The sequence below is a fragment of the Pseudomonas sp. MAG733B genome, from assembly GCF_036884845.1.
Lineage (GTDB): Bacteria > Pseudomonadota > Gammaproteobacteria > Pseudomonadales > Pseudomonadaceae > Aquipseudomonas.
In genome coordinates, this window is sequence record NZ_CP145732.1 from 1,425,348 (window position 1) to 1,438,511 (window position 13,164).

At 58.8% G+C, this 13,164-nt stretch carries 10 protein-coding genes; 2 read left to right on the top strand and 8 right to left on the bottom strand.

Annotation, left to right across the window (positions count from 1 at the left end; all coding sequences use genetic code 11):
• Positions 1 to 25 precede the first annotated feature (25 nt).
• On the top strand, positions 26 to 1,609 hold the full coding sequence (locus V6Z53_RS06410; RefSeq protein WP_008057464.1) for a peptide chain release factor 3: 1,584 nt from the start codon (positions 26 to 28) through the stop codon (positions 1,607 to 1,609).
• A 327-nt stretch (positions 1,610 to 1,936) separates the two neighbouring features.
• The gene (locus tag V6Z53_RS06415; RefSeq protein ID WP_338584669.1) at positions 1,937 to 2,194 is read left to right on the top strand and encodes a hypothetical protein; all 258 of its coding nucleotides are present in this window, start codon (positions 1,937 to 1,939) and stop codon (positions 2,192 to 2,194) included.
• Positions 2,195 to 2,349: 155 nt separating this feature from the next.
• Here the strand turns inward: V6Z53_RS06415 and V6Z53_RS06420 are convergent, their stop codons facing one another.
• The 8 genes from V6Z53_RS06420 to V6Z53_RS06455 all read right to left on the bottom strand — a co-directional run bounded on the left by V6Z53_RS06420 (position 2,350) and on the right by V6Z53_RS06455 (position 13,081).
• Entirely contained in the window at positions 2,350 to 3,330 is a 981-nt protein-coding gene (locus V6Z53_RS06420; RefSeq protein WP_103394126.1) for a peptide ABC transporter ATP-binding protein, read from the bottom strand.
• On the bottom strand, positions 3,330 to 4,298 hold the full coding sequence (locus V6Z53_RS06425; RefSeq protein ID WP_338584671.1) for an oligopeptide/dipeptide ABC transporter ATP-binding protein: 969 nt from the start codon (positions 4,296 to 4,298) through the stop codon (positions 3,330 to 3,332). Before V6Z53_RS06425 ends, V6Z53_RS06420 begins: the two co-directional genes overlap by 1 nt.
• 10 nt (positions 4,299 to 4,308) lie before the next feature.
• On the bottom strand, positions 4,309 to 5,235 hold the full coding sequence (locus V6Z53_RS06430; RefSeq protein ID WP_150703598.1) for an ABC transporter permease subunit: 927 nt from the start codon (positions 5,233 to 5,235) through the stop codon (positions 4,309 to 4,311).
• 11 nt (positions 5,236 to 5,246) lie between these two features.
• Complete coding sequence (locus V6Z53_RS06435) at positions 5,247 to 6,257, bottom strand: ABC transporter permease subunit (RefSeq protein ID WP_075947650.1); 1,011 nt, start codon at positions 6,255 to 6,257, stop codon at positions 5,247 to 5,249.
• Positions 6,258 to 6,330: 73 nt separating this feature from the next.
• Positions 6,331 to 7,926, bottom strand: a complete 1,596-nt coding sequence (locus tag V6Z53_RS06440; protein ID WP_338584672.1) for an ABC transporter substrate-binding protein — start codon at positions 7,924 to 7,926, stop codon at positions 6,331 to 6,333.
• Positions 7,927 to 8,003: 77 nt separating this feature from the next.
• The gene (locus V6Z53_RS06445) at positions 8,004 to 9,380 is read right to left on the bottom strand and encodes an OprD family porin (RefSeq protein WP_338584673.1); all 1,377 of its coding nucleotides are present in this window, start codon (positions 9,378 to 9,380) and stop codon (positions 8,004 to 8,006) included.
• 171 nt (positions 9,381 to 9,551) lie between these two features.
• Positions 9,552 to 11,153 (bottom strand): ABC transporter substrate-binding protein, encoded by a 1,602-nt coding sequence (locus tag V6Z53_RS06450; protein ID WP_338584674.1) that lies wholly within the window; start codon positions 11,151 to 11,153, stop codon positions 9,552 to 9,554.
• Positions 11,154 to 11,455: 302 nt separating this feature from the next.
• Entirely contained in the window at positions 11,456 to 13,081 is a 1,626-nt protein-coding gene (locus tag V6Z53_RS06455) for an ABC transporter substrate-binding protein (RefSeq protein ID WP_338584676.1), read from the bottom strand.
• Positions 13,082 to 13,164 lie beyond the last annotated feature (83 nt).

Here is a 13,164-nt window from a genome sequence, read left to right on the forward strand (position 1 = left end):
TGAATCACCTGCCAGGCGATTTCCCATGACCAAACAGGCCGCCGAAGTCGCGAAACGCCGCACTTTCGCCATTATTTCCCACCCCGATGCCGGTAAGACCACCATCACCGAGAAGCTCTTGCTGATGGGCAAGGCGATTGCGGTTGCCGGTACGGTGAAATCTCGTAAGTCCGACCGCCATGCCACCTCCGACTGGATGGAAATGGAAAAGCAGCGTGGTATTTCCATTACCACGTCGGTCATGCAGTTCCCGTATCGCGAGCACATGATCAACCTGCTCGACACCCCGGGTCACGAAGACTTCTCCGAAGATACCTACCGCACCCTGACGGCGGTGGACTCGGCGTTGATGGTTCTCGACGGCGGTAAAGGTGTAGAGCCACGGACCATCGCTCTGATGGACGTCTGCCGTCTGCGTGACACGCCGATCGTCAGCTTCATCAACAAACTCGACCGTGACATCCGTGACCCTATCGAACTGCTCGACGAAATCGAAGCGGTCCTGAAGATCAAGGCTGCGCCGATTACCTGGCCGATCGGTTGCTACCGCGACTTCAAGGGTGTTTATCACCTCGCCGACGACTACATCATTGTCTACACCGCCGGTCACGGTCACGAACGCACCGAAACCAAGATCATCGAGAAGCTCGATTCCGACGAAGCCCGTGCGCATCTGGGTGACGAGTACGAGCGTTTCATCGAGCAGCTGGAGCTGGTGCAGGGCGCCTGCCACGAGTTCAACCAGCAGGAATTCCTCGACGGTCAGCTGACCCCGGTGTTCTTCGGTACGGCACTGGGCAACTTCGGTGTCGACCACGTCCTCGACGCCGTGGTTGATTGGGCGCCGCGCCCTCTGGCGCGCGTGGCCAACGAGCGCACCGTCGAGCCGGTGGAAGAGAAGTTCTCGGGCTTCATCTTCAAGATCCAGGCGAACATGGACCCGAAACACCGCGACCGGATCGCCTTCATGCGTATCTGCTCCGGCAAGTACGAAAAAGGCATGAAGATGCGCCACGTGCGCACCGGCAAGGACGTGCGGATCGGCGACGCTCTGACGTTCTTCTCCTCGGAGCGTGAGCAACTGGAAGAGGCGTTTGCCGGCGACATCATCGGCCTGCACAACCACGGCACCATCCAGATCGGCGACACCTTTACCGAAGGTGAAGTCCTGGGCTTCACCGGCATCCCGCACTTCGCCCCGGAACTGTTCCGTCGCGTGCGTCTGCGTGATCCGCTGAAATCCAAGCAACTGCGCCAAGGTCTGCAGCAACTGGCCGAAGAAGGCGCGACCCAGGTGTTCTTCCCGGAACGCAGCAACGACATCATCCTCGGCGCCGTCGGTGTGCTGCAGTTCGATGTGGTCGCCAGCCGTTTGAAAGAGGAATACAAGGTCGAGTGCTCCTACGAGCCGATCACTGTTTACTCGGCACGCTGGATCGAATGCAGCGACAAGAAGAAGCTCGAGGAATTCTCCAACAAAGCTGTGGAAAACCTGGCACTGGACGGCGGCGGTCACCTGACCTACCTCGCGCCGACGCGGGTCAACCTGGCACTGATGGAAGAGCGCTGGCCGGACGTGAAATTCCGTGCGACGCGTGAGCATCACTAAGCGCTGAGCTGCAAAATCAAAAGCCCCGATGCGAAAGCCTCGGGGTTTTTTATTGCCTGGTGAATTTCCATGTAGGAGCGAGCCTGCTCGCGATAGCGGTGTATCCGTCACCATATTTGTTGAATGTGATGACCTCATCGCGAGCAGGCTCGCTCCTACAGGGGTAATGGGTGTTAGTGGATTTGGGTATAGGCCTTATTCGAAAGCAATCTGCCGATACACGGCATTTCCGTCCGTTCATTAGCGTCCTATCTGGAGAACCCGCCTGATCGGAACTAGATTTCAATCAGCGCCAGACAGGCTCTCTATGAAAGGATGGATACGGCCATGAACAGATTGCTCCGCGTTTTATTGATGATGAAGGTGTTGGTGATGTTGACCCTCGGTAGCTCGGCGGTCTGGGCCGAGTGTGAGGATCATGAGACTCAGGCTTCGAGCGGGCAGGGGACGCATGGCGAACTGATGATCGCCAAGTCCGAATCCGAGCCGGGCGACAAAGGGCAGGGTGGGGCTGAGGGCGACGATGACTCGACCACCGACGAACCGGACTCCGATGACTCCGACGAAGGCGATAGCCAGACGTAAATCGCAGACAAAATAAAACCCCTTCCACCTGAAATGGAAGGGGTTCAATTAACACATCTCTCTGTGGGAGCTAGCCTGCTGGCGATTGCGGTGCGCCTGTAAACAGAAATGTTGACGGGTATGTCGCTATCGCCAGCAGGCTGGCTCCCACATTTTTATGCCGCGCCGTCGAGGAACTGCTCGGCGTAGTGGCAAGCCACCTGACGACTGTCGAGCAGGCGCAGGGCCGGCTCTTCAGTGCTGCAACGCTCGGTGGCGTATGGACAGCGCTTGTGGAACGCGCAGCCGGGTGGCGGGTTCAGCGGGTTGGGCAACTCGCCGACGATCTTGATTTTCGGTTTGTTGGGGTCCGGGTGAATCGTCGGTGTGGCCGACAACAGTGCCTGGGTGTACGGGTGCAGAGGGCGTTCGTAGATGTCGTTCTTCGGCCCCATTTCCACCGGGCGACCGAGGTACATCACCATCACGTCATCGGCAACGTGTTGCACCACCGCCAGGTTGTGGGAGATGAACACGTAGGCGGTGTTGAACTCTTGTTGCAGGTCCATGAACAGGTTCAGCACCTGTGCCTGAATCGATACGTCCAGCGCCGAGGTCGGCTCATCCGCGACCAGCACTTTAGGCTGGAGCATCATCGCTCGGGCCAGGGCGATCCGCTGGCGCTGACCGCCGGAGAACATGTGCGGATAACGCTGGTAGTGCTCAGGACGCAAGCCCACCTGCTTCATCATCGCCTGGACTTTCTCGCGACGTTCGGAGGCCGACAGGTTGGTGTTGATCAGCAGCGGCTCAGCCAACTGATCGCCGACTTTTTGCCGAGGGTTCAACGAAGCGTAAGGGCTCTGGAACACCATCTGCACGTCTTTGCGCAATTGCTTGCGCTGGGCCTTGTCTGCGCCGGCGACTTCCTGGCCGGCGATTTTCAAGGAGCCCGAAGACGGCTCTTCGATCAGGGTCAGGGCGCGGGCCAGGGTGGACTTGCCACAACCCGATTCGCCTACGACAGCGAGGGTCTTGCCGGCTTCCAGTTCAAACGACACACCGTTGAGGGCGCGTACGGTGGCGTGACCCTTGAACATGCCACGGGACACTTCGTAGTGACGGGTCAGGTCGCGGGCGGTAAGTACGACGGCCATTACGCCACCTCCTGGTTCAGCGGGTAGAAGCAGCGGGCGAGGCTGTTGCTTTTCGGGTCAAGGGCCGGCCGCTGCGAGCGGCAGTTGTCCTGCACGTACGGGCAGCGCGGCGACAGCAGGCAACCCTGCGGACGGTCGTAGCGACCGGGAACGATGCCCGGCAGGGTCGACAGGCGCGCGGCACCCTGGCTGTGTTCCGGAATCGCCTTGAGCAATGCTTCGCTGTACGGGTGCGCCGGAATGTCGAACAACTGTGGCACCTGACCGACTTCGACGGCCTGGCCTGCGTACATCACGCACACGCGCTGGGCGGTTTCAGCCACGACGGCGAGGTCGTGGGTGATCAGCACCAGGCCCATGTTCTGCTCTTTCTGCAACGCCAGCAGTAGGTCCATGATCTGCGCCTGGATCGTTACGTCCAGCGCAGTGGTCGGTTCGTCGGCGATCAGCAGTTTTGGTTCGCCAGCAATAGCCATGGCGATCGCAACGCGCTGACTCATGCCACCGGACAGTTGATGCGGGTAGGCGTCCATGCGGCTGGCCGCGCCCGGGATCTCCACTTTTTCCAGCAGTTCGATGGCACGCTTGCGCGCTGCCTTGCCGGACATTTTCAGGTGCAGGCGCAGCACTTCTTCGATCTGGAAACCGACGGTGTAGCTCGGGTTCAGTGCGGTCATCGGGTCCTGGAAGACCATCGACAGGTCTTTGCCGACGATTTGCCGACGCTGACGATTGCTCAGCTTGAGCATGTCCTTGCCGTCGAAGCTGAGCGAGTCAGCGGTAACGATGCCGGGATGCTCGATCAGACCCATCAGCGCCATCATGGTCACGGATTTACCCGAACCCGACTCGCCAACGATGGCCAGCACTTCGCCTTTGTCCACTTTCAGGTCGAGGCCATCGACCACGGGCGTAGCGTTCTTGTCGCCGAAGCGAACGTTGAGATTCTTGATTTCTAACAGTGACATTGGAATCTCCTCAGGCGGCGTTCTTGAGTTTCGGGTCCAGCGCGTCGCGCAGGCCGTCACCCATCAAGTTGATTGCCAGCACGCTGAGCAAAATGGTCAAACCAGGCAGGCTGACTACCCACCAGGCGCGTTCGATGTAGTCGCGGGCCGAGGCCAGCATGGTGCCCCACTCAGGGGTTGGCGGTTGTACGCCAAGGCCGAGGAAGCCCAGTGCGGCGGCATCGAGAATTGCCGAGGAGAAGCTCAGGGTTGCCTGAACGATCAGTGGTGCCATGCAGTTAGGCAGCACAGTCACGAACATCAGGCGTGGCAGACCGGCACCGGCCAGGCGCGCGGCGGTCACGTAGTCGCGGTTCAGCTCGCCCATCACCGCAGCGCGGGTCAGACGAACGTAGGACGGCAGGGACACCACGGCGATCGCGATCACGGTGTTGATCAGGCCAGGGCCGAGGATGGCGACGATCGCCACGGCCAGCAGCAGCGACGGCAGGGCCAGCATGATGTCCATCAGACGCATGATGGTCGGGCCGACCGCTTTCGGGAAGAAACCGGCGAACAGACCCAGCAGGATCCCCGGAATCAGCGACATCACCACCGACGACAAGCCGATCAGCAGCGACAGGCGCGAACCCTGGATCAGGCGCGACAGCAGGTCGCGACCCAATTCATCGGTGCCGAGCAGGAACTGGATCTGCCCACCTTCCAGCCAGGCTGGCGGGGTCAGCAGGAAATCACGGTACTGCTCGCTCGGGTCATGGGGGGCAACCCACGGGGCGAAGATGGCGCAGAAAATCACCAGCAGCATGAACATCAGGCCGGCAACGGCGCCTTTGTTCTTGGAGAACGCTTGCCAGAATTCTTTGTACGGCGACGGATACAGCAGGCTTTGATCCACGGCGGAGGCGGCGGTGGCTACTGAGGATGTTGGAGTGCTCATGGTTATTGACCTCAGCGCTGATGACGGATGCGTGGGTTGGCAAAGCCGTAGAGGATGTCCACTACGAAGTTGACCAGAATCACCAGGCAGGCGATTAACAGGATGCCGTTTTGTACGACTGGGTAGTCCCGGGCGCCGATGGCTTCGATCAGCCATTTGCCGATGCCCGGCCAGGAGAAGATGGTTTCGGTCAGGACCGCACCGGCCAGCAGGGTGCCGACTTGCAGACCGACCACGGTCAGTACCGGAATCAGCGCGTTACGCAGACCGTGCACGAACACCACGCGCGACGGCGACAGGCCTTTGGCGCGGGCGGTACGGATGTAATCCTCGCGCAGCACTTCGAGCATCGACGAACGGGTCATCCGCGCGATCACCGCCAGCGGGATGGTGCCGAGCACGATGGCCGGCAGGATCAGGTGATGCAGGGCGTCGAAGAATGCGCCGACGTCATCGGCCAGCAATGTATCGATCAGCATGAAGCCGGTGCGCGGCTCGATGTCGTAGAGCAGGTCGATCCGCCCGGACACCGGGGTCCAGCCCAGGGATACCGAGAAGAACATGATCAGGATCAGGCCCCACCAGAAGATCGGCATCGAGTATCCCGCGAGGGAGATGCCCATCACCCCGTGGTCGAACAGGGATCCTCGCTTGAGTGCCGCGATCACCCCGGCCAGAAGGCCCAGAATGCCGGCGAACAACAGCGCGGCCATGGACAGTTCCAGGGTCGCAGGGAAGAGGGAGGTGAACTCGGTCCATACACTTTCACGGGTACGCAGGGATTCCCCGAGATCGCCGTGGGCCAGTTTGCCGATGTAATCCAGGTACTGGGCATACAGGGGTTTGTTCAGACCTAGGCGTTCCATTGCCTGAGCGTGCATTTCGGGATCGACCCTACGTTCTCCCATCATGACTTCCACGGGGTCGCCAGGGATCATGCGAATCAACGCGAAAGTCAGCAGGGTGATGCCGAAGAACGTGGGGATCAGTAACCCCAGTCGGCGGGCAATAAAACTAAACATCGTGTGTTGTACCTCATCAGCCGGTTAGGCGTGCCCGGCATGCCTGGGTCAGGCACGCCGGGAGTTTTCTTATTTACTTCACCTGGGTGGTGGCGAAGTTATTCGTGGTGAGGGGGCTAATGTGATAACCCTCTACGTTGTTGCGCATTGCGGTGAACATTCTAGTGTGTGCCATGCTGATCCATGGCTGGTCCTGGTTAAAAATAACCTGGGCCTGTTCGTACAGTGCAGCACGCTCGGCCGGGTCGGTTTTTTCGCGGGCCTGATCGATCAGGGCCTGGAATTTGTCATTGCACCAGCGTGCATAGTTTTCGCCGTTCTTGGCCGCTTCGCAACTGAGCATAGGCGTCAGGAAGTTATCCGGGTCGCCGTTGTCGCCCGCCCATCCGGCGGAAACCATGTCGTGCTCGCCGTTTTTCGCGCGCTTGAGCATTTCGCCCCATTCCATCACGCGAATGTCGATCTTGATCCCGACCTTGGCCAGGTCGGCTTGCATCATCTGCGCGCCGAGCATCGGGTTCGGGTTGGTCGGACCGCCACCGTTGCGGGTGAACAGGGTGAAGGTGGTGCCTTCCGGTACGCCGGCTTCCTTGAGCAGGGCGCGAGCCTTGTCCAGGTCACGGACCGGGTTCTTCAGGTCGTGGTTGTAGCCCAGCAGTGTATCGGGGAACGGGTTGACTGCCGCGGTCGCGTTGCCTTTGCCGAACAGCGCGTTGACATAGGCTTCCTTGTCGAAGGCGATGTCGATGGCTTTGCGCACCCGCACGTCGCTCATGTACTTGTGCGTGGTGTTCATGGCCACGTACGAGACGGTCATCGCATTCAGTTCATCGACTTTCAGCTTGTCGTCTTTCTTGATGCTCGGGATGTCATCCGGCTTCGGGTACAGCGCGACCTGGCACTCGTTGGCCTTGAGTTTCTGCAGGCGCACGTTGTTGTCGGTGGCGATGGCCAGGATCAGCGCTTCGGCCGGTGGCTTGCCACGGAAGTAGTCCGGGTTGGCCTTGAAACGAACCTGGGCGTCCTTGTTGTAGCGCTGGAAGACGAACGGGCCAGTGCCGACCGGTTTGTTGTTCAGGTCGCCGGCCTTGTTGGCCTTGAGCAGCTGATCGGCGTACTCGGCGGAGTAGATCGACGAGAAGGCCATGGCGATGTCCGCCAGGAACGGCGCTTCACGACGGGTCAGAGTGAACTTGACCGTGTTGTCGTCGACTTTCTCGACGCTCTTGAGCAGTTCTTTGAAGCCCATGCTTTCAAAGTACGGGAAGCCCACGCTCGACAGTTTGTGCCACGGATGATTTGGGTCCAGTTGACGCTGGAAGCTCCAGACCACGTCGTCGGCATTCATGTCGCGGGTCGGCTTGAAGTATTCGGTGGTGTGAAACTTGACGCCTTTACGAAGGTGGAACGTGTAGCTCAGACCGTCTTCGCTGATGTCCCAGGATTCGGCCAGTGCCGGAATCACGTCCGTGGTGCCGGGCTTGAAGTCCGCCAGACGATTGAAGATGGTTTCGGCCACCGCATCGGCTGTGACTGCAGTCGTGTACTGGACCATGTCGAAGCCTTCTGGACTGGCTTCGGTGCAAACCACCAGCGGTTTGGCCGATACGCCCACCGCGACACTCAGCAAGGCGGCCGCGATGGCCGCACGTAGGGGAAGCATTTTCATCAAGAACCCTCTGCAATCGGTTAAAGGACAAAAGCCGAACGGCGATTCTTCACGGAATTCGCCGCTCGGCACATGCATTACAGAATGTTGAACGGAACAGTGGTCACGAGACGGAACTCGTTGATGCTGCCGTCAGCCTGGTTTTCGCTGGCGCGGTGGGTGGTGTAGGTCGCGCGGATAGTCGTGGCCTTGAGCGGGCCGCTCTGCACGGCGTACGTAGAACCGATGCCGTATTCGTAGTGATGCTCGCCGTCCATTTTCTTAACGTCGTAGGCGGTGCCGGTGTAGTGAGTACCGTCGATGCCCCAGCCGCGAGCCTGGTAGATATTGAATTTCAGGCCTGGCACGCCGTATTCGGCCATGTTGAGGCCGTAAGCGATCTGGAAGGATTTCTCATTCGGACCGTTGAAGTCCGACAGCAGGGAGTTGGCCAGGTAGATGCCGTTGGTTTCGTGCAGGTAGTCGAAGTACTCGTTACCGTTCACTTCTTGGTACGAGAAAGTGACAGTGTGAGCCTGGTGAGTCAGGCCGAACGACAGGGAGTAGGTGTCGTTGTCGATCTCACCCATCAACTTTTTGCCTTCGTCGACGGTTTTGTAGTAGTTCAGGCCGGTGGTCAGGCTCAGTACCGAACTGTCGCCCAGTTGGTGAGTGGCGCCGAAGTAGTACTGGTTCCAGAAGTCTTCAGCCTGGGTCGCGTACAGGCTGGTTTGCAGGCTTTTCAGCGGCGCGTAGTTCAGACCCGCTGTGTTTACGTGGTCGGTTTCAGCGTTGATGTTGGAGTATTCGGTGCGGAATTTCGACAGGCTCTGTTCGGTACGTGGTGACACACGGTCGAAGGTGGCCAGGTCGAACGACAGATTGTCGAATTCTTCGCTGTGGATCGCTACACCTTCAAAGCTCGAAGGCAGCGGACGGTTGCCGATAACGTCGACAATCGGGCTGCTGAAATTCATGCGGCCGGCGGTCAGGGTGGTGTTGGAGACACGTGCCTTGACGTTGGCCAGACCCAGTTTGCTCCACTGATCCACGGCATCGCCGTTGGAGTGGGCGAGGGTGCGGTTGGAGCCGCCCTTGATGTCTTCGCGGCTGCGATCCAGAGCAATCGCGTTGTACGCGGCGACTTCAGTGCTGAAGCCGACAGTGCCTTGGGTGAAGCCCGAGGTGTAGTTCAGGATGGTGCCCTGAACCCAGTTGATTCGACGCGAGCCGTTCAGTTCTTCACCGTGCCGCTCGTACTTGAAGGTGCCGCCGCGCTGCTTGTCTTCGTTGGCGTACCAGTTACGGGTAGTACCCGACAGGCTCTGGCCATCGATAAAACCTTTGGCTTCCGATTGGGAATTGGTACTTGCCAGTTGAGTCGGAACGAAATCCTGACTGACGCTTTCAGCATGGGCCCCGGCGGTGATGCTGCTGATGGCTAACGCCAGTATCGCGGTGCTGCTCAGTTTCATGGGTAAAGCTCCTTACTTTCTTTTTTTTATGCCGGTCTTTTTTGGTGGTCCGGCTTTTGGTTTAGAACTCATACAGGCATCGCAAACGTTTGCTGTAAGCCATATTGGCGAATTACGGCAATACGCTTTCGTGAGGGCGCAATGCGCCCCCAGCGTTTTAGCTACACGGATTTATTTTTCGATGCTGACACCCGAGAACACGTTGCGACCGAACGGGCTGACTTTGAACCCTTCGATTTTGGCGCTCAACGGCTGGTTGACCGTCGAGTGGGCGACTGGCGTGATCGGTACCTGCTGCTTGAGGTACTGCTGCGCCTGTTTGTAGAGCAGGGTGCGCTGGTCGCGGTCGGTCACGACTTTGGCCTGCTTGATCAGCTTGTCGTAAGCCGGATCACACCACATGGAGTAGTTGTTGCCGCCAATGGCGTCGCAGCTGTACAGCGTGCCGAGCCAGTTGTCCGGGTCACCGTTGTCACCGGTCCAGCCGATCAGGCTGATGTCGTGCTCGCCGTTCTTGGTGCGCTTGATGTACTCGCCCCATTCGTAGCTGACGATCTTGACCTTGAGGCCGATCTTCGCCCAGTCAGCCTGGAGCATCTCGGCCATCAACTTGGCGTTCGGGTTGTACGGGCGTTGGACGGGCATGGCCCACAGGGTGATTTCGGTGCCTTCTTTCACGCCGGCAGCCTTGAGCAGTTCCTTGGCTTTTTCCGGATTGTAGGCGGCGTCCTTGATGGTCTCGTCGTAGGACCATTGGGTCGGTGGCATGGCGTTGACCGCCAGTTGCCCCGCGCCCTGGTAAACGGCGTTGAGAATGCCTTGCTTGTTCACCGCCATGTCGAGCGCCTGGCGCACTTCGAGCTGGTCGAACGGCTTGTGGCGCACGTTGTAGGCGATGTAGCCGAGGTTGAAGCCTGGCTTCTCGATCAGTTGCAGTTTTGGGTCGTTCTTCAGCGCAGTCACATCGGCCGGGCGCGGGTGCAGGGTGATCTGGCACTCGTCGGCCTTGAGTTTCTGCACCCGCACCGAAGCGTCGGTGTTGATGGCGAAAATCAGGTTGTCGAGCTTCACGCGGCTCGGGTCCCAGTAGTGCTTGTTGCCGGTGTAACGGATGTTCGAGTCTTTCTGGTAGCTCTTGAACACGAACGGCCCGGTGCCGATCGGTTTCTGGTTAATGTCGCTCGGCTTGCCTTCGGCCAGCAGCTTGTCGGCGTACTCGGCGGAGAGGATCGCGGCGAAGCTCATGGCGATGTTCTGGATGAACGCGGCGTCCACGCTGTTAAGCGTCATGACCACGGTCAGCGGCCCGGTCTTTTCGACCTTGGCAATGTTCTTGTTCAGGCTCATGCCGTTGAAGTAGGGGAACTCCGTCGGGTAGGCCTTACGGAAAGGTTGTTGCGGATCGAGCATGCGGTTGAACGTGAACAGCACGTCATCGGCATTGAAGTCGCGGGTCGGTGTGAAGTACTTGGTTGTATGAAACTTCACGCCTGGGCGCAGGTGAAAGGTGTACTTGAGGCCGTCTTCGGAAATATCCCAACTCGTGGCCAAGCCCGGTACGACATTGGTCGCGCCTTTTTCAAACTCTGCCAGTCGGTTGTACAGCGGCTCGGCGGCGTCGTTGTCGGTCGCGGTCGTGTACTGCGCCGTGTCGAAACCGGCGGGGCTGCCTTCCGAGCAGAACACCAGGCTGTTATTGGCGGCCTGGCTCATGGAGGTGGCGGCCAACAGACCGGTGCCCAGCAAAGCGGATAAAACCAAGGTATGGCGCATGACGCTCTCTCTTGTTCAGTGTTTTGGCAATGGGCCTTCGTCCCGCTCGGGGACGTGGAGGCCTCATTGGTTTCAAGCCATGACGTGCAGCAAAACCGATAGCCCACGCATGAGCTGGTCGGATCCCGACGGTATAATCCGTGGGTCCGGCAGTACATGCGAAGAGCCTTACAGACTCGTAGGAAAAGACGACGCGTCCTAACGGACTGCTGTAGTCAGCAGACGATTTGGATGTAGGCGAATTCCTGCTTTCTCGGTCGATAAAGTAACGGCGACGTCCAGGACGTCGCCGTTACCCGATCTTATTTGCTGACGCTGACGCCGTAGAAGGAGTTCAAGCCAAACGGGCTGATCTTGAAGTCCTGCACTTCGGCACGCATGGGTTGGAACACCGTCGAGTGAGCGATAGGTGTGTATGGAGCAGCGTCTTTGAGGACGTGTTGCGCCTGTTTGTACAGTTCGGTGCGCTTGGCCTGGTCAGAAGTACGCTTGGCTTCCTTGACGATGCCATCAAACTTCGGATCGCACCATTTGGAGAAGTTGTTGCCGCTCAGGGAGTCGCAACCGAACAGCACGTTCAGCCAGTTGTCCGGATCACCATTGTCGCCGCTCCAGCCAATCAGCATTGCTTGCTGTTCGCCGCCTTTGGCGCGTTTGATGTACTCGCCCCATTCGTAGCTCTGGATTTTGACGTTCAGGCCGATCTTCTTCCAGTCGGACTGCAGCATCTCAGCCATCAGCTTGGCGTTCGGGTTGTACGGACGTTGTACCGGCATCGCCCACAGAACGATTTCGGTACCCTCTTTGACGCCAGCTTCCTTGAGTAGCGCCTTGGCTTTCTCAGGATCGTATTTGGCATCCTTGATCGTGGTGTCGTAGGACCACTGGGTTGGCGGCATGGCGTTGACAGCCAGTTGGCCTGCGCCCTGATAGACCGATTCGATGATCTGTGGCTTGTTGACCGCCATATCCAGCGCTTGACGCACTTTCAGATCGGCCAGCGGGTTTGGAACGGTTTGACCCTTGAGCTGCGGCATCACGTTGTAGGCGATGTAACCCAGGTTGAAGCCGGCCTGGTCAGGCAGCTTCAGGGCCTTGTCTTCGCGCAGCGCCTTCAGGTCGGCCGGGCGAGGGAACAGTGTGATCTGGCACTCGCCCTTTTTCAGCTTCTGGATACGTACCGACGGGTCGGTGGTGATGGCGAAGATCAGGTTGTCGATCTTCACGTCATCAGGCTTCCAGTAGTCCTTGTTCCCGGTGTAGCGGATGTTGGAGTCTTTCTGGTAGCTCTTGAACACGAACGGACCAGTGCCGATCGGCTTCTGGTTGATGTCGGCAGCCTTGCCTTCCTTGAGCAGCTGGGCAGCGTACTCGGCGGACTGGACGGAGGCGAAGCTCATGGCCATGTTCTGGATGAACGCAGCATCAACTTCTTTCAGAGTGAACTTGACGGTCTTGTCGTCGACTTTATCGATCTTGGTGATGTTGGTATCCATCCCCATGTCGGTGAAGTACGGGAATTCAGTCGGGTACGCTTTGCGGAACGGGTCATCCTTGTTAATCATGCGATTAAAGGTGAACAGCACGTCGTCGGCGTTGAAATCACGAGTCGGCTTGAAGTACGGGGTGGTGTGGAACTTGACACCGTCACGCAGGTGGAAGGTGTACGTCAGGCCGTCATCGGAGACGTCCCAGCTGGTCGCCAGGCCAGGAATAACGGCGGTGCCGCCGCGCTCGAACTGAGTCAGGCGGTTGAACATGGTTTCTGCAGAGGCGTCGAAGTCGGTTCCGGTGGTGTATTGACCTGGATCGAAACCGGCCGGGCTCCCTTCGGAGCAGAACACCAGATTGGTCGCAGCTTGAGCGAACGGTGCGGCGGCTAACAAGCTAGCGCCGACTAAAAACGGAATGACCGCTTGTTTAAGCATGGTGGCCTCATGATTTGTTGTCATTTTTTAATTTTGAGGACGACCTCGTGAGTCGTGCCTGCGGATACTTATGCAGGGGGCAT

What these genes read in the sequence shown, in the direction of transcription:
- V6Z53_RS06455 (WP_338584676.1), bottom strand. Translation starts at nt 13,081, where the DNA reads ATGCTTAAACAAGCGGTCATTCCGTTTTTAGTCGGCGCTAGCTTGTTA.
- V6Z53_RS06430 (WP_150703598.1), bottom strand. Translation starts at nt 5,235, where the DNA reads ATGAGCACTCCAACATCCTCAGTAGCCACCGCCGCCTCCGCCGTGGAT.
- V6Z53_RS06420 (WP_103394126.1), bottom strand. Translation starts at nt 3,330, where the DNA reads ATGGCCGTCGTACTTACCGCCCGCGACCTGACCCGTCACTACGAAGTG.
- V6Z53_RS06410 (WP_008057464.1), top strand. Translation starts at nt 26, where the DNA reads ATGACCAAACAGGCCGCCGAAGTCGCGAAACGCCGCACTTTCGCCATT.
- V6Z53_RS06425 (WP_338584671.1), bottom strand. Translation starts at nt 4,298, where the DNA reads ATGTCACTGTTAGAAATCAAGAATCTCAACGTTCGCTTCGGCGACAAG.
- V6Z53_RS06440 (WP_338584672.1), bottom strand. Translation starts at nt 7,926, where the DNA reads ATGAAAATGCTTCCCCTACGTGCGGCCATCGCGGCCGCCTTGCTGAGT.
- V6Z53_RS06435 (WP_075947650.1), bottom strand. Translation starts at nt 6,257, where the DNA reads ATGTTTAGTTTTATTGCCCGCCGACTGGGGTTACTGATCCCCACGTTC.
- V6Z53_RS06445 (WP_338584673.1), bottom strand. Translation starts at nt 9,380, where the DNA reads ATGAAACTGAGCAGCACCGCGATACTGGCGTTAGCCATCAGCAGCATC.
- V6Z53_RS06450 (WP_338584674.1), bottom strand. Translation starts at nt 11,153, where the DNA reads ATGCGCCATACCTTGGTTTTATCCGCTTTGCTGGGCACCGGTCTGTTG.
- V6Z53_RS06415 (WP_338584669.1), top strand. Translation starts at nt 1,937, where the DNA reads ATGAACAGATTGCTCCGCGTTTTATTGATGATGAAGGTGTTGGTGATG.